The sequence below is a fragment of the Pseudooceanicola sp. NS-SX8 genome (genome assembly GCF_057380755.1).
In genome coordinates, this window is the sequence record NZ_JBXXRX010000002.1 from 23,702 (window position 1) to 45,639 (window position 21,938).

Annotated in this window: 19 protein-coding genes; 6 read left to right on the plus strand and 13 right to left on the minus strand. The window is 66.6% G+C overall.

The annotated features are described in order from the left end of the window. Window positions 1-3 precede the first annotated feature (3 nt). Genes tagF through AC2IR1_RS22705 form a run of 3 tightly spaced genes read left to right on the plus strand, consistent with a single transcriptional unit; the run spans window position 4 to window position 3,855 of the window. Window positions 4-687: a type VI secretion system-associated protein TagF gene (gene tagF / locus AC2IR1_RS22695; RefSeq protein ID WP_486476506.1), complete on the plus strand. Its 684-nt coding sequence runs from the start codon at window positions 4-6 to the stop codon at window positions 685-687. Beyond that, window positions 677-1,468: a PP2C family protein-serine/threonine phosphatase gene (locus AC2IR1_RS22700; protein ID WP_486476507.1), complete on the plus strand. Its 792-nt coding sequence runs from the start codon at window positions 677-679 to the stop codon at window positions 1,466-1,468. Before tagF ends, AC2IR1_RS22700 begins: the two co-directional genes overlap by 11 nt. Then, the gene (locus AC2IR1_RS22705; protein WP_486476508.1) at window positions 1,465-3,855 is read left to right on the plus strand and encodes a serine/threonine-protein kinase; all 2,391 of its coding nucleotides are present in this window, start codon (window positions 1,465-1,467) and stop codon (window positions 3,853-3,855) included. Before AC2IR1_RS22700 ends, AC2IR1_RS22705 begins: the two co-directional genes overlap by 4 nt. Before the next feature lies 1 nt (window position 3,856). On the opposite strand, the gene AC2IR1_RS22710 is transcribed toward AC2IR1_RS22705, so the two are convergent. The 6 genes from AC2IR1_RS22710 to AC2IR1_RS22735 form a co-directional block, all read right to left on the minus strand. Next, window positions 3,857-5,416 carry a serine/threonine protein kinase gene (locus tag AC2IR1_RS22710; RefSeq protein WP_486476509.1) on the minus strand — a complete coding sequence of 520 codons (1,560 nt, stop codon included), beginning with the start codon at window positions 5,414-5,416 and terminating at the stop codon, window positions 3,857-3,859. Continuing rightward, window positions 5,413-5,796, minus strand: coding sequence for a biopolymer transporter ExbD (locus AC2IR1_RS22715; RefSeq protein ID WP_486476510.1), 384 nt, complete (start codon window positions 5,794-5,796; stop codon window positions 5,413-5,415). The genes AC2IR1_RS22710 and AC2IR1_RS22715 overlap by 4 nt, the downstream gene beginning before the upstream one ends. A 22-nt stretch (window positions 5,797-5,818) precedes the next feature. Beyond that, window positions 5,819-6,277 (minus strand): ExbD/TolR family protein, encoded by a 459-nt coding sequence (locus AC2IR1_RS22720; protein WP_486476511.1) that lies wholly within the window; start codon window positions 6,275-6,277, stop codon window positions 5,819-5,821. A gap of 9 nt (window positions 6,278-6,286) precedes the next feature. Then, window positions 6,287-6,934, minus strand: coding sequence for a MotA/TolQ/ExbB proton channel family protein (locus AC2IR1_RS22725; RefSeq protein WP_486476512.1), 648 nt, complete (start codon window positions 6,932-6,934; stop codon window positions 6,287-6,289). 79 nt (window positions 6,935-7,013) lie between these two features. Then, window positions 7,014-7,448, minus strand: coding sequence for a hypothetical protein (locus AC2IR1_RS22730; protein WP_486476513.1), 435 nt, complete (start codon window positions 7,446-7,448; stop codon window positions 7,014-7,016). A 122-nt stretch (window positions 7,449-7,570) separates the two neighbouring features. Continuing rightward, the gene (locus AC2IR1_RS22735; RefSeq protein ID WP_486476514.1) at window positions 7,571-7,846 is read right to left on the minus strand and encodes a hypothetical protein; all 276 of its coding nucleotides are present in this window, start codon (window positions 7,844-7,846) and stop codon (window positions 7,571-7,573) included. Between the two features lie 202 nt (window positions 7,847-8,048). Between AC2IR1_RS22735 and AC2IR1_RS22740 the strand changes: the two genes are divergently transcribed. From AC2IR1_RS22740 to AC2IR1_RS22750, 3 genes are all read left to right on the plus strand, one after another. Continuing rightward, on the plus strand, window positions 8,049-8,501 hold the full coding sequence (locus tag AC2IR1_RS22740) for a DUF1036 domain-containing protein (RefSeq protein ID WP_486476515.1): 453 nt from the start codon (window positions 8,049-8,051) through the stop codon (window positions 8,499-8,501). Window positions 8,502-8,619: 118 nt separating this feature from the next. Then, on the plus strand, window positions 8,620-9,981 hold the full coding sequence (locus AC2IR1_RS22745; protein ID WP_486476516.1) for a hypothetical protein: 1,362 nt from the start codon (window positions 8,620-8,622) through the stop codon (window positions 9,979-9,981). Between the two features lie 8 nt (window positions 9,982-9,989). Continuing rightward, window positions 9,990-12,329, plus strand: a complete 2,340-nt coding sequence (locus AC2IR1_RS22750) for a peptidoglycan DD-metalloendopeptidase family protein (RefSeq protein WP_486476517.1) — start codon at window positions 9,990-9,992, stop codon at window positions 12,327-12,329. 21 nt (window positions 12,330-12,350) lie between these two features. Here AC2IR1_RS22750 and AC2IR1_RS22755 read toward each other — a convergent pair whose 3' ends face one another. From AC2IR1_RS22755 to tssC, 7 genes are all read right to left on the minus strand, one after another. Then, window positions 12,351-13,331, minus strand: coding sequence for a LysM peptidoglycan-binding domain-containing protein (locus tag AC2IR1_RS22755; RefSeq protein ID WP_486476518.1), 981 nt, complete (start codon window positions 13,329-13,331; stop codon window positions 12,351-12,353). Between the two features lie 7 nt (window positions 13,332-13,338). Further along, window positions 13,339-15,981, minus strand: coding sequence for a type VI secretion system ATPase TssH (gene tssH / locus AC2IR1_RS22760; protein WP_486476519.1), 2,643 nt, complete (start codon window positions 15,979-15,981; stop codon window positions 13,339-13,341). Window positions 15,982-16,029: 48 nt separating this feature from the next. Next, the gene (gene tssG, locus AC2IR1_RS22765) at window positions 16,030-17,145 is read right to left on the minus strand and encodes a type VI secretion system baseplate subunit TssG (RefSeq protein WP_486476465.1); all 1,116 of its coding nucleotides are present in this window, start codon (window positions 17,143-17,145) and stop codon (window positions 16,030-16,032) included. Continuing rightward, the gene (tssF, locus tag AC2IR1_RS22770) at window positions 17,142-19,070 is read right to left on the minus strand and encodes a type VI secretion system baseplate subunit TssF (RefSeq protein ID WP_486476466.1); all 1,929 of its coding nucleotides are present in this window, start codon (window positions 19,068-19,070) and stop codon (window positions 17,142-17,144) included. The genes tssG and tssF overlap by 4 nt, the downstream gene beginning before the upstream one ends. Then, complete coding sequence (gene tssE, locus AC2IR1_RS22775; protein WP_486476467.1) at window positions 19,067-19,657, minus strand: type VI secretion system baseplate subunit TssE; 591 nt, start codon at window positions 19,655-19,657, stop codon at window positions 19,067-19,069. The genes tssF and tssE overlap by 4 nt, the downstream gene beginning before the upstream one ends. Window positions 19,658-19,862: 205 nt before the next feature. Beyond that, window positions 19,863-20,345, minus strand: a complete 483-nt coding sequence (locus AC2IR1_RS22780) for an Hcp family type VI secretion system effector (protein WP_486476468.1) — start codon at window positions 20,343-20,345, stop codon at window positions 19,863-19,865. 60 nt (window positions 20,346-20,405) lie between these two features. Next, window positions 20,406-21,899 (minus strand): type VI secretion system contractile sheath large subunit, encoded by a 1,494-nt coding sequence (gene tssC, locus AC2IR1_RS22785; protein ID WP_486476469.1) that lies wholly within the window; start codon window positions 21,897-21,899, stop codon window positions 20,406-20,408. Window positions 21,900-21,938 lie beyond the last annotated feature (39 nt).

The window sequence follows — 21,938 nt, forward strand, 5'->3', positions numbered from 1 at the left end:
CTGATGGACCATGCAGCCAGGCTGGGCCTGATGGGCAAGCACCCGGGGTACGGCGATTTCCTGCGCACCGGGATCAGCGAACAGGTGGAAGACCAGCTGGCGCGCTGGCTGGAAGGGGCCCTGGCGGAGCTGCGCGACCAGCTGGGCGAAGGCTGGGGCGCGTTCTGGGACCAGGGGCAGGACCTGCGGTTCTGGGTCGGTCGGGCCGTCACCGGTGTGACCCTGGCAGGCATCCTGCGCCCCTCGCGGGATCGGGTCGGGCGCAGGTATCCGCTGCTTCTGCTGGCAGAGGGGGTGGACAGGTTGCCCCCGGTGGAGGATCCCGATCAGATGATATGGACCATGCTTGCAGATCACCTGGACAGGATGCAGCCCGGGCAGGGCGCCGCCGCGCTGATGTCGGGCGCCGAGGGCATTCGCCTGCCGGGCGAGGATCCGGCGACGCAGCAGGAGGGGCCGACCCTTTGGGCGCATCGGCCCGACGGGGACCTGGAGGCGCTGCTGAGTTCTGCCGCGCCGGTCGACGCGGGTCGTGCCGCCCTTGGGCGGTCCTACTGGTGGGCCCCGGCAAGTCCTGGTCGCGCCGCCGTCTGGCTGGGCTGTCCCGGCCTGCCTGCTGCGCCCGCCCTTGGCTGGCTTCTGGCCGGCGTCGCCGCACAGGAGGCGGATCAGCCCTATGAATCATAATGAATTCTTCACGTTCGTGACCGGTCAGGCGACCGATGTGGGCTGCCGCAGGGAGGTGAACGAGGACAGTTTCCTGTCCCGCCCCGACTACGGCATGTGGATCGTCGCCGACGGCATGGGTGGCCATGCGGCGGGTGATTTCGCCAGTCGGACGATCGTGGAGGAGCTCAACTCGGTGGGGATCCCCGCCTCTGCCGAGGATCAGCAGGCCCGTTTCATGGAGCGGCTGAGCCGTGCCAACGGCACGATCCTGCACCACGCGCAGGAACTCGCGCTTGGGGCCATCGGATCGACGCTGGTGGCGCTGCTGGTGCACGAGGACGAATATTCCTGCATCTGGTCCGGGGACAGCCGCATCTACCTGTTGCGGGACGACCAGTTCGTGCAGCAGAGCAAGGATCACACCGAGGTGCAGATGCTGCTGGATGCCGGCACGATCAGCGTGCAGGAGGCAGAGAACTGGCCGCGCAAGAACGTGATCACCCGCGCCGTCGGCGTGACGCCCGTGCCGCAGTGCGATATCGTTTCGGCACCTCTGCAGATGGGCGATACCTTCGTGCTGTGTTCCGATGGCCTGACGGAGCATCTGAGCGATGACGAGATCGGGCAGTTTGCCTGCAGCATGAGCCCGCAGGACGCCTGCGACGCCATGATCGCCTTGACCTTGGAGCGCGGAGCGAAGGACAACGTCACGGTGATTGCCATGCGTTGCATGCCGCCGCCCCCGCCGGAGCCGGACGACATGCTGGACGACGATGACGGATTGGAAGACGCCACATGAACGGACGCGGCCCAGAGGACGACGACGACGATCGCACGCAGTTTGCCCCCCTGGGCGATGCGGGTCGTCCGGCGGCTGCGAAGGAGACGTCCGGGACGCGGGACGATCCCGCCGGACCGTCCCCTGACGATGACAGCACCCAGTTCGTTGCGCTGACGCCGGAGGATGGCAAGCCCGCCCCTGCGCCCGAAAGCGCGCCCGAGGCCAGTCCTGAATCCGGCCCTGAAACCGGGTCGGAGGCCACGGATGGGGAGCCGGAAGAGGACGACCGCACCCAGTTCGCGGCCATGCCCGGCGCGGCCCCGGCCGAAGAAGGCCCCGCGCCCTCGGAGGGACCGGCCGGGCAAGCGTCTCGGACAGATGACTACACCCAGCCGCCGGTGCATTCGACGCCGCCGCAGCCCCTGAAGCGCCCGGTGGGGGGCACCGCCGCCCCGGCCGGGTCGGTGATCACCATCGGCACGACGATCAACAACAACTACGAGATCACCCAGGTCCTGAAGGCGGGCGGCATGGGCGAGGTCTACCGCGGCCGTGAGATCGGCACCGGCGATCCGGTCGCCATCAAGGCGATCCTGCCGGAACTGGCCGAGGACGAGAAGGCGGGCCAGCTGTTCAAGCGGGAGGCGCGGACGCTGCGCACCCTCTCGGACGAGGCAATCGTGCGGTATTACAACTACCTGCACGACCGCGACCTGGACCGCTATTTCCTGGTCATGGAATTCGTCGAGGGCGTGCCGCTGTCGGATTACATCGCCGGCAACGGGGCGATCCCGATGGCCTCGGGTCAGCTGCTGCTGAAACGGCTGGCCAAGGGGCTGTCCAATGCCCATGCGCAGGACGTGATCCACCGGGACCTGTCCCCGGACAACGTGATGCTGCCCGACGGGGTGGTCGAAAAGGCCCGGCTGATCGATTTCGGCATCGCCAAGTCCAACGTCATGACCGAGCAGACGATGCACGGCCAGTTCGCGGGCAAGTTCAAGTACGTGGCGCCGGAACAGCTGGGCCACTACGAGGGGCACATCACCGAGCGGACGGATATCTACGGGCTGGCGCTGCTGCTTTGCGCGGCGGTGATAGGCAAGCCGCTGGACATGGGCTCCTCGATCTTCGAGGCGGTGCAGAACCGGCAGACCATCCCCGACCTTTCCGACGTCCCGGCGGAGCTGCGGCCGATCCTGTCGCATATGCTGGAACCCGATCCGGCGGACCGGCCTGCCTCCATGGACGAGGTGATCCGCCTGCTGGAGGATCCCCAGGCGCTGCCGGCGAAATACCTGGCGGGCCTGTCGACCCTGCCGCCCGCGCTGGAGAGAACGGGCACCGGGACGCTGCCGCAGATCACGGCGCGCGGGCCCGCGGTGCCGGTGACGCCGCCACCCGGCCTGCAGATGCCGGGGATGAACAGCGGCGTGAGTGCTGGTGCCATGACTGGGCCCGGCACCACGACCCTGACCCCGCGCAGCGGCCAGACACAGCGCAACATGCCGCTGCCGCCGGAACCGGAGGAAGACAGGAAGGGCGGGGGCGGCATGCTGATCGGCGGCATGGTCCTGGCCTTCTTGGTGATCCTTGGCGGCGCGGGCTACTATGCCTGGACGAACGGCCTGCTGCCGATCCCCGGGCCGGGTCCCAACAATGACGTCGCCAAGGAAGGCGAGCTGCCCGCAGAGGTGCAGACGGTCGGCATTCCCGATCCCGTTACCTCCACCCGGGAAGGGTTCCTGGCGGCGCTGGACACCGGGCCCTGCACCTTCATTTCCCGGGTGTCGTCCGGGCCGAACGCGGGGGTGCTGGAAGGCTATTCCGCCGGGGGCAGCACCTTTGACGGGGTTCCCACCGCCTACGAGGAGAAGTTCGGGGCGCGGCCTTCCGTCCTGCCCCGGCAGGTCAGCCAGGCCCAATGCGCCGCGCTGGACTTCACCCGTGGCCTGCAGGGCCGGGGCATCGCGGCGGTGGAGGCGACGCTGACATCGGATGAGCTGGAAAGCGGCGGGTCCATCGGCGGGCAGATCCGGGCGACCGGCGGGCAATCCGTCTGGACCGCGCTGATTGCCCCCGACGGGGCGATCTACAACCTGACGGGCCGGCTGTCGGACCCGGTGGGCGGCGTGCGGTCGCTGAGCTTCGGGCTGCAACTGCCTGCCGGGGCGCCGGAGGCGGCGCAGCTGGTGCTGACCATTGCCTCTGACGGGCCGCTGCCGCGGGCGGCGATCGCCAAGGACGGCACGGCGGCGGCCGACCTCTTGCCGAAGCTGCTGCAGGACATCGCGGAAACCGGCGGCAAGGCCACGGCGGCCCTGTCCTACGTGATGCTGAAACCCGCCCCCGCCCCACAGGCCGCGCCGGAGGAAGAGACCCCGGCGGAGGAGGCCGACCAGTAGGTCAGCGCACGTCGAAGGTGGTGATCGCCAGGGCCGCGCTGCTCTCCAACTCCCCGGTCAGCCCTGCGAAGACATCCTGGGCCAGCTGACCCGCGCGGTCGCGGATCTGGTTCGCGGGGCGCGACGTTGCGATGGCCAGCAACAGCTGGGAGGTATCGCGCGGGGCGCCGACCCGAGTCACCGGGACATCGAAGCGCGCGAAGTTGCCCGAGAAGGTCATGAAACGCTGCAGGTCCTGGACGACCCCGTTGTTGTCGACCAGCAGCAGCAGGACGTAGCGCCCCGAAACACCGCGCAGGAAGCCCGTCAGGTTGCCACCGCTGGCGACTTCGCCCGCGTCGAGCGCGAGGCCGAGGCGCGTCACCGGGTAGTCGGCATTGCGGCGCACGTAGGTCAGGGCGGGGCACTGACGCGGATCCACGAGGGTGCGTGTCTGGCGGATCGCGGCATCCGTTTCCTCGATCAGGACCTGGTTGGCGAACCGTTCCATCGCGCCATCTTCGGAAGCCATCATCGCAAGGCCCACGCCCGTTTCACCATCGCGGCGGGGCAGGGCGAGCAGGCAGGGATCGGTCACGCTGGCCTGGATGCGACGGATCAGGCCCGCAATGGCAAGGTCCTGTGCGGTCTGCGGCCGTGCGGCGGCGGGCCGGGCGGTGCGGGCGGGCTGCTCCGGAACGGGCTGGGTGACGGAGGCCACGACCTCTGCCGTGCCGGAGGCCGGGGGCACGACCCCTTCCGGTGCAGGGGCGGGAAGGGCGGTGACGGTGCCTACGGTCGGGCCCGGATCGACCGGGGTCAGTGCCGCGGCATCCGCGGTGCCGGTCCCGTCCAGCGGCGCCACGGGGGAAATCGCTTCGGTTCCGGCGGTGGCGGCAGTGGTTTCGGGCACGAGCGGGCTGCTGACAGGGGCAAGGGGTTCGACCGGGGCCACAGGTTCGGGCGTGGCCAGGGGCTGTTCCTCGACCGGATCGCCCGCCAGTTCGGCGGCGTCGCCGCTGACCGGATCCAGGGGGGCAATCTCCTGCGCGGCAAGCGCGGCCAGCGTGTCTTCGGCCGGGGTGATGACCTCTGCCGCCTCGGCCTCCAGGGTTTCGGGTTCGACGGGCTGGGCCTCCACGACCTCAGGCTCTGGCGCCTCCACCGGTTCGGCGATTTCCGGCTCTGCCGGCTCCGGTTCCGTCTCCTGCGCGTCTTCGACCTGGGTCTCTTCCGCCGGATCTTCGGCCTGCAGCGTCTCTTCGGGTTCCAGCGCGGCGAGCTCTTCTGCCGGGGCGGTATCGGCCTCTTCGGGGTCGGTACTTTCGACCAGCTCCCCCTCCACCGTGTCGCCTTCGGCGCCGGCTTCGCCCTGCTGTTCGATCAGCCCGGCCAGGGTGTCCGATTCCAGCCGTTCCAGGGTGATGGTGAACTCGTTCCGCTCCGGCGGGGGCGGGGTCTTGAAGCGATCCTGCATCAGCAGCACCAGCCCCGCCGCCAGGCCGACATGGGCCAGCACGGAGGCCGTTCCGGCGGCGAACCAGCCGAAACGGGCGTTGCTGGCATAGGGCAGGAAGCTCATGTCTCGCCCCGCTTGTGAACCGTCACCAGCTGGATATCCAGCGCGTCGAGGCCCGGTTCCTCCAGCAGGTCGAGGAGTTCGAGCGCGGGCGCGTCACGGTCGATCAGCACGTAGAGCACGGGGGAGCCGTCCAGCGCCTGGGCGATCAACTGCCGGGCCACCGGTTCCCCGTCGAGTGTCAGCGTGCCGTCCTCGGCCACCACGAGGATCGGGCGGGGCAGCTGGTCTATCGGCAGGTCTTCAGTTTCGGCGATGTTCACGCCCCGGTCCGCCTCTCCCATCAGGGCGCCCGTGGCGAGGAAGAAGAAGAGCAGGAGCAGGACGATGTTCACGATCGCGAGCGAGGTATCGGCCTCCAGCCGTTCCTTGCGCGGGGGCAATATGCGTCTGCGTGCCGACACGTCAGAGCCCCCCCGTCGTGACCTGGACCGAGGCGACCTCGGCCAGGCGCAGTTGCGAGAGCACTGTCGTCACGTCCTGCACCCGGGCGGAGGGGCGCACGATCAGCACGACCTTTGCCTCTGCCCCAGATGCGCCAAGCGCTTCGGCCAGGGATGGCAGCGCGTCGAAGTCGAACCGTTGCCCGCCCACGACGATCGCCTCTGCCTCAAGCGACCACAGGGCCACCTCACCGGGGGGGACGGCTTCCTGCGGCTGATCGGTGGAGGCGGCCTGACCCGGTGCGCTTTCGAGCGGGGCGGCGGCGCCGGGCGCGCTCTGGACCGTCAGCAGGGAATAGGGCGTCAGGCTGGAGGTCAGCATGAAGAAGACCAGCAGCTGGAACATCGCGTCCGCGAGCGGCGTCAGCGCAAAGCGGTAGTTCCGCTTTCGCTCTGGCAGTTGGATGCGGGACGCCGCCATCGGAGCGGATTAACCCAGTCTTGCCGAGGGATCGACCCGGCCGTGGATCGCGGCGGAAATCACCGCCTCGATCAGGTTTCTTTCACGGTCGATGCGGGATTCGAACCAGTTGGCGATGAAATAGGCCACCAGCGCCACGGCAAGGCCGAAGGCGGTGGTGGTCAGCGCCGACCAGATGCCGCCCGCCAGCTGTGCCGGATCGACCGCCCCTTCGGTCAGCGACAGGACCGAGAAGGCGTCGATCATGCCGATCACCGTGCCCAGAAGGCCCAGCATGGGCGCCGCCTGCACGACCATTTCCAGCAGGCGCAGCCGGTCGGACATGCTGGCCAGTTCCAGGATCGCCGTCTGGCGGCCCAGCTCCTCTGCATAGGCGCTTTCGCCCGGCTTGGCCTGCACCCCCGAAAAGACCGCCTGAAGGATCCTTTGCAGGACCGACTTGCGCTCCGCCGCCTGGCGCATCGCCTCATCCGCCTTGCCGGACAGCCAGTTGTCCAGGATCTGTTCGGCCTTCTTGCGCTTGCCCACGCCCAGGCGGGCGAACTGGATCCACTTGAAGAAGGCAACGGAGACGGCAACGACCGACAGCAGCGCAAGCGCCGCGAAGACGACGATGGTCGCAGGGTTGAGGAGTTGGGGACTCAGCTGGCTGAACATGCACAGAAACTTTCAGGTAGCGGCAGCGGGCGTTGCGGACGGGGCCTGATAGGCCCGTTCCGGACCCGGCGAAAGACCTTTAGAGGCCGAACTGGATCGCCGTGCGGGAGGACGCGGCAAGGCCGCCCATGCAGACGTCGGAAGCTTCGCCCGTGCCGGCAACGGTGCAGGCGGTGACCTTGTTTACCAGAATGCGGGAAATGTCACTGCAGGGCGCGCCGGTCAGGTCGAATTGCAGGATCTTCGTCTTGCCGGCAACCAGATCGCCGAAGTCGAGCACCAGGAGCCGGTTCACCACGCCTTCGCCATCGAAGATCGCGAATTCATAGGCCGTGCGTTCCAGGGCGGTATCGGACAGGTTGGACGCGACATAGGTCAGCCGGCAGCTGCCGGCGTCGGTATCTGCGGCGGAATTGAGCTCTAGCGAAAAGGTGGGTGCGTCCTGGGCCATTGCGGCACCGGCGGACAGAAGGCTGACGGCACAGGTGACGGCAGCGGAAAAGCGGAAAAACATGGAAGGCCCCCGAGAAATAACGTTCGGTATGAGCCATATCTGGCGCGATTTGCCCGTATCAAGTCAACCGGCAAATCCGTTACCCGACGGGAAATCCCGTCAGGATTGCGCTCTCGCCTCTCTCAGCGGAAGACGCCGATCAGGTAGGGCGGGAACGCCCCCTGTGGCGCGGCGGGCTTGCCCTGGTCGGTTTTGACCCGGGCCTGTTCGTCGATGGGGTAGATCTGCCCGTCGCGGCCCCGCTGTTCGGGGTAGAGCGGTTGCGTCGTGCTTGCACCGAAAAGCCCGTAGATGGAGACACTGCGGGACATGGAGCTGTCGTCGCTGTCCGCGAGCGCCACGCCGGGGGCGAGTAAAAGGCAGGCCAGGCCTGCAGAGATCGAAATGCGATTGGTCATGTTCAGGACCGTATGCCAGGCCCGTTAAAAAACAAGCTTCATCACGGGACCCGGTTCGGATGTGCGGGTTTTGGGCAGTTTTCCACTCAACCGCAGGCGTATTTCCTCTTACCCAGGCGGAAAACACTGGCTAACGTTACGGGACGTTAAGACCAATTTTCACGGGTCACGGCCGCTTTGGCCCGCCCCGGATCAGCGATTCATGTTCGACCCAAGGCCATTGGCAATCCGCTTTCCCCTGCTGAACGCACGGCTTTCGCTGCTGGCGGTCGTGGGGGTGACCTGCCTGTCGGTCGCTGAGGCGCGGGCGGAGTTCTCCGTCTGCAATCAGACCTTCGACGTGTTGAACGTGGCCATCGGCCAGTATGACGTCGATGCCTTCGAAACCTCCGGCTGGTGGACCATCGGCCCCAATCAATGCGCCAATGTGATCGAGGATGAACTGCAGGTCCGCTATGTCTATGCCTTCGCGCAGGATGTCTTTGGCCGGGTGATCCTGTCGGGGGCGACCCCGATGTGCGTGGCGCCGGACCGGTTCGAGATCCGGGGCGAGGCGGATTGCCTGGTGCGCGGATACATCGAGGCCCGCTTCCAGGAGGTCGACACGCTGAAGACCGAGCGCTGGACCCTTTTCATCCGCCCCCCGCCGGGATGAGGCGGGTCAGCCGGGGCGAAAAAGTGAACAACGAGATTTTCAGATCCCGGGGGAATGCTGCTATAACCACGGGAGATTTGCAGGGGACCGTATTTTGAAAGCGCGACGCGCTCTTTTCATGGCTTGCAGCCTCGCCGCCCTGGCGGGAGGGTTTTTCCTGCCGGCGGGCCCTGCCGTGGCGGCGGGGTGGCGCGCCGTGGTCGTGGGCCAGTCCGGGCGCGGGGCCGACAGTGCCTTTGCCGATTCCTACTATGCCTCCGATTCCCTGCGCGCCAGCGGCCTGGGCAAGGTCACGCTGCTGCGCGACGCGCCCTCCGGTTCGCTGCTTGAAGTGCTGTCGGGCCTGCCCGAGGGCGAGAACGTGATGCTCTACTACGCGGGGCCCCTCGGGGACGACGGGCGGAGCCTGGCCATGCCCGGCGGGCAGGTGGACATCGCCGAGATGCTGCGCCGGCTGGCGGGGCAGGGGCATCAGCAGATTGCCCTGATGATCGAGGATTGCACCTCTCGCGGGCCGGAGGCGAACGGGCTGGCCCCGGTCACGGTGCCCGCAGGGAAACAGGTGCAGATCGTGGCCAGCGCCGGGCCGGGCGGAACCTGCCCGCAGCCGGGCGCGCGGCTGACGGACCGTCTGACCACGGCGCAGGCCGCGCAGGAACCGGTGCCCTTCCAGGACATGGTGACCGGCCTGTGGACCAATGCGCGCCTGCCCGATGCGCCGCTTCTCTTCGATACCGCCAACCGCCCTGCCGCGCCGTCGTCCAGCAATTCGCCGGTGGTCGCCGTTGTCGCCTCCAGCCCCATCACCGCCGCCCCCGTCGTCAGCCCGGTGATCAGCGGCGCCACGATCACGGGCACCGCCCCGACGGCCCCTTCGGCCGGCACGGGCGATGCGGTGGTGATCTTTGCCGCGCAGCCCATCACGAACCGGATGGCTGCCGTGCCCCGCGCGGACGGCATGCCGGAACCGTCGATCATCGTCGGCATCATCGAACAGCCCGACGCGGCAGAGGCGCCTGTGCCCGAGGCGCCCACCACGGATCTCGCCTATGACGATGTCGCCGGGCGCAATGCGCTGCGTGCCTCCGATCCGGCGCTGTTCCAGACGCTGGTCGACAGCGGGGCCCTGGATCCGCCCGATGCCGTTCTGGCGGCTGCCATCCAGACGGAACTTACCCGGATGAACTGCTATACCTCGGGGATCGACGGGATCTGGGGGGGCGGATCGCGCAGCGCCGTCGAACGCTATTTCAATGAGCTTTCGGGCGTGACGCCCGTCAGCCTGGACCCCGTGGTGGAGCTTTTCCGCCAGGTGATCCTGCGCGAGGATGTCACCTGTCCCGCCCCCGTCGCGGCGCCTGTCGCACGCACGCAGCCAGCAACAGCGGCCCCGGCCGCCCCGGCGCCCGCCGCCACGCAGCCCGAACCCAGTACCGGCGGGGCGAACTTCAACAACCTCAGGCTCGGCAACAACCGCTAGGGGCCCGGATGTTCGAGGTCGACGAATCCTTCAAGAACAGCGGCAAGTCGGCCCGCGCACGGCAGGAAAGCCGGAAGCGACGCCAGGGGCGCAAGCTTGGCCTGATCCTCGGCGGCGGGGCAGTTTGTCTTGCCCTGCTGGGCGGGGTCGGTGCCTGGTTGTGGCTGCGCGACCCCGGTGACACGTCCGGCGCCCGGGCAGGGGACGAGGGCGGCGATGGCGGGCTGACGATGGTGCAGGCGGAGGAGGACGCCGATGCGGTCTTCCAGGGCGATCAGCTGGCCTCCTTCATCGGCCTCCGGCGGGATCCGATGATCCTGCAGCTGGAGCAGGGGGATGCCAGCCGCACCCGCTTCCTGCCCGGTCCTGCCGGCTTCCTGCCGCAACGCGCCGGGCCGCCGGCCGTCGACCGGCTGGCCCTGCTGCGAGACACCCTTTTCGTCACCGAACAGCGTCTGGTCACCACCCTGCCGTCCAGCCGGGCCGACTTCGCGATGTTCCAGGCGCAGCGCAGCAAGGCGATCGACGCCGCCGCTTCGGCACCCGTACCCTCTGCCGCCGCCGTCCCGGTCGCCTCGGGCGAGGTGGTGCGCGTGGATACGGAGGGCAGCTGGGGCGATTTCATCTCTGGCGATGCGGGCGCGGCGGAGGAGGATGCCGTCTATGTCGAAACCCGGATCGAGAACACCACCAGCGTGGCCTTCGCGAAACCCGAATCCCGCCGACTGGCCCTTTACCGGGACGAGGTGGTGGTACTTCAGACCGAAAGACCGCTGCGCGAGGTGCTGGCGGACAACGGGCTGACGGCGGTGGACGCCGGCGCCGTGGCCGAGGCGGCGGAACAGGATCTGGGCCTGCCGGGCCTTCTGGCGCCGGGATCCATCGTCGCGCTGCGGTTGCGCCCGGCAGAGGCCGGACCGCAGCTCATGCAGATGTCGCTTTACGGCCCAGGGGGCTACATCGGTTCCCTCGCGCAGGTCGGGGCCGGGCGCTTTGCCCCCGCCGCCGACCCCTGGATCGACACCGACCTGCTGGGCCGCTCCGCGGCGCTGGACCGGGGAACGGCCAATACCGACGAACTCCGCCTGCTCGACGCGCTCTATTCCGCCGCGATTCGCAACGGCATGCAGACGGAGCTGGTGGGCGAGATGATCGTGATCATGTCGCAACGCTACGACCTGGATCGTTTCGTGGCCGAGGGCGATCGGGTGAGCATCCTCTACTCCGAACATCCCGGGCCTTCGGTCCGGGGGCTGGGACAGTTGCTTTTCGTCGGGATCGAGGGGCCATCGGGCCGGATGCCCTGCTACGTCGTGCCCGCCTCCGCCCAACCGGATGGCGGGTTCATCTGCCTGGACATCGGCGGTGCCGGCGGCGGTGCCTCCGGTGGTCTTGGCGGCGGGCTTGTGGTGCCGGTGAACGGGGTGAAGACATCGGGGTTCGGGCCGCGCCACCATCCGATCCTGAAACAGGTGCGCAATCACAACGGTGTCGACTGGGCCGCGCCCACGGGCACGCCGGTCGTGGCCGCCGGTGACGGGCGGGTCGCCTATGCAGGCGATGGCGGCGGCTACGGCAATGTCGTCTACATCGACCACGGCGACGGGGTGCAGACCCGCTACGCCCACCTGAACGCCTTTGCCCCGGGCCTGGCGGCGGGTCAGCAGGTCCGGCGGGGGCAGAAGATAGGGGAGGTCGGCACCACCGGCCGTTCCACCGGGCCGCACCTGCATTTCGAGCTGATGGTGGGCGGCCGCCCCGTGGATCCGATGACCTATGGCGGCAGCGATATTTCCGATGCCCTGCAGATCCTGGTGAACCAGATCATCCAGGTCGAAAGCTCCGGCCAGACGGATGCGCGCAACAGCCGGTCCACCGCAACCGGCCTTGGCCAGTTCATCGACAGTACCTGGTTGCGGATGATGCGGATCTACCGGCCCGATCTGGTGGCCAGCATGACGGAGCCACAGTTGCTGGAGCTGCGCACCGACCCCGCGCTCAGCCGGGAGATGGTGACGAACCTCGCGCGGGAAAACGAATCCTTCCTGCGCGCCAAGGGCCACCAGATCACCCCGGGGCGCCTTTACCTGGCGCATTTCCTGGGGCCGCGCGGCGCCGACCTGGCGCTGAAGGCCGATCCCGCCGCAACGGTGGAGGAGGTGATGGGCGCCAATGTCGTGGCCGCCAATCCCTTCCTGGAAGACAAGACCATCGCGGAGCTTATCACGCTGATGGACAAGAAGATGGGCGGTCAGCCCCGCGCGCCCGTCCGTACCGCCGCCCGGCTGACCCCACAGGAACAGGCCTATCGCGATGACGTGGACGCGGTGATGGCAAGCGCGGGGTAGCGGGGCCACGAAGGCACGGGATCAGTAGATGGCCTCCCACAGGCGATCGAAACTGGTCGTCTCACGCTTTCCGGTCTCATCATAGAGCGTCTTTTGCTGGATGGCCTTGCCCACCGACTCCCCCACGATACTGCCGGTGGCGCCAACGACGGCCATGCCGATCAGCCCGAACCACCCGACCGGTGTCCCGAAGGCGACGACCGCCAGCCCGACAGCTGCCGCCGTTCCGACGCTCGAACTTATCTGATCCAGGACCAGAACCGTCCGTTCCTCATTCGATCCGGCCAGGTGAACCTTTCCGACCGTTTCGCCGATATCTATGACCTTCAGCGCCACGACCCCGCCTTTTGCCAGCTTGGTGATGCGACTGAAATTCGCAAGCTCGTCCAGGTGGCTTTGCAACCTGATCTTGGCATGCGGCTGGACGCGCAGCACCTCGGCAGAGGTTTTCCCGGGCGTTACCAGTGTCCGCAATCCGTGCAGTTTCTTGTCCATCCTGCCGATGGCCACCTGGCGGCGGTAGTCATACTGGTTGCGCGAGATGGTCCCGGCATCCATCCGGTAGTAGTTCAACCCGATGGTCCTGATTTCCTTGCTGGTCAGCTCCGCCGCATCGTGGACCCAGTTCACGTAGCCGCTTCCGATCCCCTTCACCGTCTTCTCCGCCAGTGACGGGATCAGCTTGTCGGGGTCATACATGCGCATCATGGCCCGGGCGGCGGGATCCATCTTCTCCACCTCGCGGGCAATCTGCGTTGCCGCATGCACGCTTGGCGCTGTGGGCTCCGGGATCGGATCGTTCTGCCCTGCCAGGGCGGGCAGGTTGATCACCTGACCGGGAAAGATCCGGTCAGGATTGGTGATATGCGCATTGTAGCTCAGGACAGAGGCCATGGCCGCCTCCCGGTCCTTCCAGAACCTGTCACCATAATGCCTGCCCAGGATCCGCAACAGCTGATCATCGGGCCGGACTTCGTAGAACTTCAGCGTCGGATCCTGCATCCCTGCCTCACTCGAACCCGTAGGCAAAGCCGCCATCGGCCACTTCCACCGTCACCTTGCTGATCGCCTCGCCGGCCACCATCCGCTTCAGCACCTCGCGCGACAGGTCGGGCAGGATGGAGTTGGTGATGATGTTGTCGATCATCCGGCCACCGCTGTCGGGGTCGCGGCACTGCTCGACGATATGGTCGATCACCGCATCGCCACAGACGAGCTCCGCCCCATGCGCGCCTTTCAGGCGGCGCGCGACGCTGCCCAGCTTCAATTTCGTGATCCCGGCCAGAACCGGCTTCGACAGCGGGAAATAGGGGATCGAGACGATCCGGCCCAGCAGGGCGGGCGGGAAGACCTCCAGCTGGAAGGGTTTCAGCGCCGCTTCCAGTTCCTCCACCGGCGGCAGGGCCTCGGCATTCTGCGCCATTTCCATGATGACATCCGTGCCGACGTTGGAGGTCAGCAGGATCAGCGTGTTCTTGAAATCGATCATCCGGCCCGTGCCGTCTTCCATGATCCCCTTGTCGAAGACCTGGAAGAACATCTCGTGCACGTCGGGGTGCGCCTTCTCGACCTCGTCCAGCAGGACCACCGAATAGGGCTTGCGCCGCACCGCTTCCGTCAGCCGCCCGCCTTCGCCGTAGCCCACGTAACCCGGGGGCGCGCCCTTCAGCAGGGACACGGTGTGCGCCTCCTGGAACTCGGACATGTTGATGGTGATGACGTTCTGTTCGCCACCGTAAAGCGCCTCCGCCAGGGCCAGGGCGGTCTCGGTCTTGCCGACGCCGGAAGGCCCGCAGAGCATGAAGACACCGATGGGCTTGTTGGGGTTCGACAGGCCCGCGCGGTTGGTCTCGATCCGCTTGGCGATGGCGGTCAGCCCGTGGTCCTGGCCGATGACCCGTTCCTTGAGGTGATCGGCAAGGGTCAGCACCGCCTGCAGTTCATCCTGCACCATCCGCCCTGCGGGAATGCCCGTCCAGTCGGAGATGACGCTGGCCACCGCCTGGGCATCGACATGGGCGTAGACCATGCGGTCATCGGGGTTGCCGCCTTCCAACTCCTCCATCTTGGCCTTCATCTCTGCCCGGGCGGCCTCGGCCTCTTCGGGGGTCTCGTCCTTTTCCGCGATGGCGACCCGCAGGGCCAGGACCTGTTCGACCAGGGCCTTCTCGGCGCCGTAGCTCGCTTCCAGCTCCGCCAGTTTCGTGACCAGGGCGTCCCGGTCCGCGGCAGCTTCGGCCAGGCGCTCCTCGTTGGTCTCCCCCAGGTCGCGCTCCCCTTCCTTGCCGGTGATTTCCGTCTCCAGCGCGGCGATCTTTGCCTTGGTATCCTCGATCCGGGCGGGGATCGCGCTCTGGCTCACGGCGACGCGGGCACAGGCGGTATCCAGCAGCGACACCGCCTTGTCCGGCAGTTGCCGCGCCGGGATGTAGCGATGCGACAGCGACACGGCCGAAACGATCGCCTCGTCGGAAATGCGCACCCCATGGTGCGCCTCCATCGGGCCCAGGATCCCGCGCAGCATGTAGCAGCAGGTCTCGACCGAAGGTTCATCCACGTTCACCGGCTGGAACCGCCGGGTCAGCGCCGGGTCCTTCTCGAAATACTGGCGGTACTCGGACCAGGTCGTCGCGGCGATGGTGCGCAGGGTGCCGCGCGCCAGCGCGGGCTTGAGCAGGTTGGCCGCATCGCCCGTGCCCGCCGCGCCCCCCGCCCCGATCAGGGTATGGGCCTCGTCGATGAACAGGATGATGGGGATCGGGCTCGACTGCACCTCGTCGATGACGGATTTCAAACGCTGCTCGAACTCCCCCTTCATCGAGGCGCCGGCCTGCATCGACTGGATGTCGAGCGCATAAAGCCGCGTGCCCTTCAGCTTGGGCGGCACCTCTCCGGCGGCGAGGCGCTGTGCGAAACCCTCGACCACGGCGGTCTTGCCCACGCCTGCCTCGCCGGTCAGGATCGGGTTGTTCTGACGCCGCCGCAGCAGCACGTCGACAACCTGCCGGATCTCGTCATCGCGGCCGACGATGCGGTCCATCTTGCCGCTTTCCGCCTCTGCCGTCATGTCCACCGCGAAGCGGCCAAGTGCCGTCGGCGCGCCGCTGCGGTCCTCCGCCCCCTCCGACGTACCGCCCTGAACCAGGCCGGAGCCGTCCATCGGCGGCATCGTTTCCTCTTCGGAATCGCCCCAGAGCGCGCGGCTGTCCTGCCCCAGCTGCTCCACCGAAATCGCATCGAAGACCGACGAATAGCGCACCAGCTGACGCTTCAGCGACGGGTCGTTCAGCAGCGCGACCAGGACGTGACCGGTGCGGATCTGGGCCTCTCCGAAGAAGAGCGTGGCATAGGTCCAGGCGTGGTTGAGCGCATCCGACAGGTGCTCGGAAATGCCCGGCGTCTCGGTGACGTTCTTGTCCAGCGTCGCGGTGGCCTGATCGAGGTCCTTCAGGACCCGGCCCCGGTCTAGGCCGAGCTCCCGCAGCGTGACGGATATATCCGCCTTCTGGTTCGACACCGAATGGAACAGCCAGTGACACAGATCCACGTTGCGGTTCCGCTCGTTCCGGGCCTGGCGCATGCCCTGGATGAAGGCGTCATAACCCGCGCGGTTCATCTTGCCGGCGTATTTCTCGATCGAGATTTCCGTCATCTTGCTGTCCCCTTGCCGTGCTTGCTTATGGGCTTGCTTACGGGCGCCTCAGGCGGCCCGAGTTCCCTTGTTCCCCGAGTTCCCTTGTTTGGCCGGGCCTTCGGGCTCCAGCCGGAAATTCGTTACCTTGATCATCTGCGTGTCGCGCCCGGGCGGTGGCGCGATGCAGGCCATCCAGCCCAGCTGCGCCTCCCCCAGCCGGGCGGGCACGATCTCCGGTTCCGGCAGCCAGATGACGACTTCGACGTCGAACGCCTGCCCGATGTACCAGAAGACGAGGTCGCGCAGCTGTGCGTGGTCCGGCCCTGCGGGCAGGAAGCGGGCGTAGCGGTCGCGGCTGGCCAGGCGCAGGTGAAGGCGGATCTTTTCCCCGATCGACCGCGTCCGGGAGCCGAGGAGGACATCCCGGCCCAGCGTTGCCCCCTGCTGACCCACAACGCTCAGCGCGTCCGGTTCGAAATCCAGCCAGCTGGGCACCAGCTCCTCCACCTCGACCGATACGCTTTCGTCGAAATGGGTTTGCAGCATCTGCAGCAGGCGCACCGGGCTCTTGACCTGGCCCGAGGCCAGCGGCAGCAGGCGCAGCTTCACCGTGTCCGGCACGCTGTCGCGGCCCCGGAAGGCAGGCGTGCCCGTTCCCGCAAGCGACAACAGCATGGTCTGGAAATGATCGTCGGGGTGATCGAACTGCGTGATCGGCTTGGCATCCGACCAGGCGCGGAAGAACAGCTCCTGGAAGCGGGCAGCGAAGATGTCGGTAAAGGCGACAAAGCTTTCGTCCCCGAAGGCGAACCAGCGCTGAACCTCTTCCGACCAATTCAGCGGCAGCGCCCCGAAGGCCCCGAAGAACCCCAGGAACTGCGCCCGGACAGAGGGCACGGCGCCCTTGTGTTCAATGCGGGAGATATCCTTGTCAGGGAAGGCGAGGAAGGGATCCTGCCCCAGCCGGACCAGCGATTGCGACAGGCGGGTGTTGCGCCCGATCCGGGGCCGGTCCGCGCCCCTGCGCTCCAGCTCCCGCAGCAGGGCGAAGAGGCCCAGGCCCTCTGCCGCCTGGCTTTCCCGCTCCCGATCCGCCAGCCGGGACCGGCGGCGCATCACTGCCGGGGTCTGGGTCACCTCCGCCGCGGTGGCGGGGATATCGCCTTCGCCCGGCGCGGTCACAGCACCGCACCGTTGCCGGACCGAGGCGGCCAGGTCTTGATCGTGCCGCGCTGCACCGACTTGATCACCGTCTGGGTGAAGGAGTTGATCGCGGCATATTCCGCCAGGAAACGATCCAGCACCGCCCCCAGGAGCATCACGCCGGATCCCTCGAACTCATCCTCGTCAAAGGTCAGCGCCACTTCCAGGCCGCGGGCGGTGTGATAGCCGTCGGGCATGGCCAGGGTGCGGGTGACCGGCCGGCTTTCCACCCTGCGCAGGCCCGCGATCTGCGCCGCGATGGTGCCATCCGACAGGTCCCCGAACAGCGACAGCATTTCCCGAAGGGCCGAGGCGCTCTCCTCCCCGTCGGGGCTGCGGATGCCGAACTGGTTCAGCGACAGGTAGCTGATCAGCCGCCAGTAGACATCGCCCGCGTCGGTCCTGTGCATCTCGCCGTTTTCCAGGTCCAGCAAGCTGACCCTGGGCGGCGTCGGGCCGGCGACGCAGCTCAGCGTGACCGTCTGGTCGTCGCAGAAGTAGAAATCATCCTCGCTCTGGGCAATCGGCAGGTATTCCGGCAGGTGCCGGTTGGAACAGATCGCGCGCACCTGCAGGCGTTCCGCCCGGGTCTCCCCCGGCGGTTCGTAGATCGAAAGGTAAGTCTCCGTCCCCCGGTAGCGATAGCGGGAGGACCCGAAGCGGCGTTCCTGGTTCGTCAGGCGCCGCGGCTTGCGCCGCGCGGTGTAATACAGCACCTGCCGCGGGCTCTGCCCGTCCGGCGGCATGGCGTAAAGCGGGTGAACCCGCACCTTTTCCCGATGCCCGGGGTAGAAGGCCCAGACCTCCTCTATCCCCTGCAGCTCGTAATGGGTCGCCGGGCTCGAATTCGGGGTGACGAGGTATTCATGCCGCTTGCCGTCCAGCTGGACCTGGCTCGAAATCTCCTCGAACAGGTTCACCGCCGGTGCGGCGTTCAGGGTCATGTGCGTAGTGTCGATCCGGGCGCTCAGGCGCCGCACCACGGTGTCGAACTCAAAGATCAGCTGCACCTCGGCCGCGGCGATCTTCTTCAGGTAGCTGCCCAGGCCGTTCAGCCGGAAACCCAGGAACTTGCGAGGAAAGACAAAGGCTTCCCGAAGGGTGGCGAACCCGCTGAACTGGCGCCGCCGGTGCGGGAACAGGCGTTCCTCGACGTCGAAGCCGATCTGTTCGATCGCATCCCGGGGCAGGCGGGCAAAGACCGCGTCCCCCTGCGGATCCAGCCAGCGCAGCGAAATGCGCGTGGTGTCGCAAAACAACTGTTCGTAAAGCGTCACCGCATCACCGATGGGCCCGCTCAGATGTACCGTCAGATCGTCGAGCTCCACCTCGTTCAGCGGGGCCGTGCCATCCGCCTCTCCGGTGTGCCCCAGGCGCTGCAAGGTCGCGACAAGCCCGCCCTTGGTGCCCGCCGCGATCTCCTGTCCCAGGGCGCCGATGGGCCCCGCGCTCTGATGATAGTCGAGCGCGCCGATCTGCAGCGGCCAGATCGTCAGCGGCGCGGCCAGGGCGAACCGGCAGGACACCCGCTTGTCGGCATCGCGGAACCGCGCATCCATGTAGCTGCCGGCCGGAAAATGCTGCCCCTTGACGATATCGGGGTTCTCCGCCGCGACACGGGCCCGCAGAAGCATCGCCGAAGGCGTCGGCGCCAGGGCATCCGGCAGCAGCTGCTCCAGCAATTCCGTGGTGAAGGTGCGGAACTCCTCCTGCATCTTAAGCTGCACCCGGGCGGCCAGGAAGGCGCTGCCCTCCAGAAGGCCCGCGGCGGTCGGATCCAGGTTCTCTTCCAGAAGCCCGCCAAGCCGGTCGGCAAGCCCCGGATATTCCATCGCGAATTCCCGCGCCCGCTCCTTCAGCAGGGCCAGTTCGCGGTCATAGGCATGTCGGAAGGCCCGGTTCACAGCTGCACCCGCAGTTTCGACATCTTCAGCTTTCCGACCCCCAGATCGACCTCTGCATCAAAGTCGAGCGGGATATCCACCGGATCCCCCATCAATTCGCCCTGCACCATGATCGACAGGCGCTGCCGCGCGTCGCCGCGCGGATCGCTCAGCTTCACCTCGACACTGCCGGGCACCAGACGGGGCTCATAGGTCAGCAGGGTGCGCCGCACCGTGTCGGCCACGTTGTGCGTGGCCAGGTCCTGGGTCGAAAGATCGCTCAGATCCTGCATGCCGTAGTTCAGGATGGAGCTCGCGACCTCGGGCGTTTCCTCCAGATCCACGGTGGATCCCAGCCGGGTGGTGTTCAGAAGGGAATTGAGATCGGCCTGCAGATGCTCCCTCAGCACGCTTTCGGAAACACCTTCCCGCCGTTGCCGCATGCGGGCGGAGACTTCGCTCTCCCCCTCGGCATTTCTGCCCCGGCGCGCCCATTCGTCCGTTTCGAAAAAGGAGGTGCGGAAGACCTGCAGGATGGAGATCTTGGCCCGGTCCCCCCGGCGCCAGAAGCGCTGGCCCTGTCCGTTCCTGTCCCCGTCTGTATCCATCGTCGCGCCACGCTGCAGCGGCCTCGCACCCTGCGTTCCGCCGGTGCCGCCAATTTTGAAATGCCTTCAAGAAAAACGGCCGGACCAGCGGACCGGCCGTCATATGAACTGATCCCGGGGCGGGGTGCCGCCCCGGTTCTGTCAACGATGCCGTCAACGTCCCTGCGCGACCGCGCGGCGAAGGCGCCTTGCGACGCCTGCCGGATCAGACGCGCGCGTTCTCGGCGATGTTGAAGCCGTAGTCGTCATCGGCCCCGGCCGCACCGCTCTCTTCCTGCTCGACATAGAACAGGTGGAATTCGCGGAAGTTCAGGGTGATGCTTTCCATCACGCGGTCGTCGCCGCCGGACCCGCCGGTGGAGAAGCTGGAAACCAGGACCGTCTTGAAGTCGATCTTGAGGTATTCCAGCGGGTTGTCACCCGCCTTACGGACGACCAGGTGGGCATCTTCGAAATGCTGGCCCAGGGTGCAGGACTTGATCAGCGAAGGCGAAGACAGGTCGACGTACTTGGTGAAGGAGATATCCCCCACGTCGACCTTGCCGCCGCCGCCACCGCGACCCAGGTGCGTCGTACCGGACTGGGACATGCCCCAGCTCCAGGACAGGACGTCGATCCAACCGTTATAGGTCTTGTCCTGGCTTTCGCCATTCAGACCGCCAATTTTCAGGAAACAATCAATTGCCATTCTCGCTCTCCTACGGGCAATAGTTGGAATAACCGCAAATCACGCGGAAAATATCGGGACTTACTTTCCAGGAAGCTTGGATACGAGGCTCATCCCAATATCCATCCCCTCCATCTGGAAGTGCGGTTTCAAGAAGAATTTACCCTGATAGAACCCGGGGTTGAGCTCGTCTTCGACGACCTCGACCTTTGCGCCTGCCAGGGGGCGTTTCGCCTTATCTATTTCGTCCGCCGTTTCGGGGTTGGCGGTAACATATTTCATAATCCAGCTTTGCAGGTCTTTCTGCAGCTGTTCCCGCGTCATGTCCTGGCCGACTTTATCTCGGACCATGGCTTTCAGGTAATGGCTGAAACGGGAGACGGAAAAAATGTAGGGGAGACGCGCCGACATGTTGTCCGACGCGGTGGCCAGATCGTCGACGTATTTCTTCGGTCGGTAAAGGGATTGCGCGCCAAGGAAGGCGGCCTTGTCGGTGTTCTGCCGGTGGATCAGGCCCATCAGGCCCGCCTTGGACAGTTCGCCCTCGCGGCGGTCGGTAATCGAGACCTCGGTCGGGCACTTCAGATCCTTCGACCCGTCGCCGGTGTCGAAGACATGGGTGGGCAGGTTCTGCACCTCGCCACCGGAATTGACGCCGCGGATCTTCACCGCCCAGCCGTATTCCTTGAAGGCCCGGTGGATGTTCGACGCCATGGCATGGGAGGCATTCATCCAGGAGTAGAGCTGGCCGTCATGGCCATCGGTCTTCTCCTCGAAGTTGAATTCCTCGACGGTGTTGTTGCCGTCCTGTCCGTAGGGTTCGCGGGCCAGGACGCGGGGCAGGGCCAGCCCGACGAAACGCGCATTCTCGCTGTCGCGCAGGCTGTTCCACTGGGCGTATTCCGGGGTTTCGAAGATTTCGGACAGGTCCGGCGGCACCGCCATCTCGTTCCAGCTGTCCATGCCCAGAAGCACCGGCGAGGCGCCGGAGATGAACGGGGCAAGGGACGATTCCGCGATCTTGCTGAGAGAGGTCAGCAGGTTCACGTCGCCGGAGGTGTGATCGAAGTAGTAATCCCCGATCAGACAGCCGAAGGGATTGCCGCCCAGGGACCCCAGGTTCTGTTCGTAGACCATGTCGAACAGCGGGGACTTGTCCCACTTTGCGCCGGGATAGCGGCGCATCATCTGCTGCAGTTCGGTCTTGGAAATGTTCAGCACCTTGACCCGAAGTGTCGCGTCGGTTTCGGCGTTGTTCAGGGTGTAGGCCAGGCCACGCCAGCTCGACTCGAACTGCTGGAATTCCTCGTTGTGCATGATCTCGTTCACCTGCGCGGACAGCTTCTTGTCCAGCTTGGCGATCATGGCATCCAGCGTGTCGATCACGTCTTCGGCGACGAGGTTCTCATCCTCCATCGCCTCGCGGACCATGGCGATCACCGCGTTGTCCACCTCCTTGGCGGCCACCTCGGTGCGTGGCTTGATCGTCTGCTTCAGGATGTCGGAGAATTCGGAGAGTTCATCCAGCGCTCCCGCCGGTGCCGCCGTGCTTTCCGTTTGTGCTTCGTTGCTCATCTATGCCTTCCCCGTGCGTCAGATCACGTCCGTCAATAA

Bases quoted from the DNA above. Each gene is read 5' to 3' on its own strand.
- tagF (WP_486476506.1), top strand. From the start codon at position 4: ATGGACCATGCAGCCAGGCTGGGCCTGATGGGCAAGCACCCGGGGTAC.
- AC2IR1_RS22700 (WP_486476507.1), top strand. From the start codon at position 677: ATGAATCATAATGAATTCTTCACGTTCGTGACCGGTCAGGCGACCGAT.
- AC2IR1_RS22705 (WP_486476508.1), top strand. From the start codon at position 1,465: ATGAACGGACGCGGCCCAGAGGACGACGACGACGATCGCACGCAGTTT.
- AC2IR1_RS22710 (WP_486476509.1), bottom strand. From the start codon at position 5,416: ATGAGCTTCCTGCCCTATGCCAGCAACGCCCGTTTCGGCTGGTTCGCC.
- AC2IR1_RS22720 (WP_486476511.1), bottom strand. From the start codon at position 6,277: ATGGCGGCGTCCCGCATCCAACTGCCAGAGCGAAAGCGGAACTACCGC.
- AC2IR1_RS22725 (WP_486476512.1), bottom strand. From the start codon at position 6,934: ATGTTCAGCCAGCTGAGTCCCCAACTCCTCAACCCTGCGACCATCGTC.
- AC2IR1_RS22730 (WP_486476513.1), bottom strand. From the start codon at position 7,448: ATGTTTTTCCGCTTTTCCGCTGCCGTCACCTGTGCCGTCAGCCTTCTG.
- AC2IR1_RS22735 (WP_486476514.1), bottom strand. From the start codon at position 7,846: ATGACCAATCGCATTTCGATCTCTGCAGGCCTGGCCTGCCTTTTACTC.
- AC2IR1_RS22740 (WP_486476515.1), top strand. From the start codon at position 8,049: ATGTTCGACCCAAGGCCATTGGCAATCCGCTTTCCCCTGCTGAACGCA.
- AC2IR1_RS22745 (WP_486476516.1), top strand. From the start codon at position 8,620: ATGGCTTGCAGCCTCGCCGCCCTGGCGGGAGGGTTTTTCCTGCCGGCG.
- AC2IR1_RS22750 (WP_486476517.1), top strand. From the start codon at position 9,990: ATGTTCGAGGTCGACGAATCCTTCAAGAACAGCGGCAAGTCGGCCCGC.
- AC2IR1_RS22755 (WP_486476518.1), bottom strand. From the start codon at position 13,331: ATGCAGGATCCGACGCTGAAGTTCTACGAAGTCCGGCCCGATGATCAG.
- tssH (WP_486476519.1), bottom strand. From the start codon at position 15,981: ATGACGGAAATCTCGATCGAGAAATACGCCGGCAAGATGAACCGCGCG.
- tssE (WP_486476467.1), bottom strand. From the start codon at position 19,657: ATGGATACAGACGGGGACAGGAACGGACAGGGCCAGCGCTTCTGGCGC.
- AC2IR1_RS22780 (WP_486476468.1), bottom strand. From the start codon at position 20,345: ATGGCAATTGATTGTTTCCTGAAAATTGGCGGTCTGAATGGCGAAAGC.
- tssC (WP_486476469.1), bottom strand. From the start codon at position 21,899: ATGAGCAACGAAGCACAAACGGAAAGCACGGCGGCACCGGCGGGAGCG.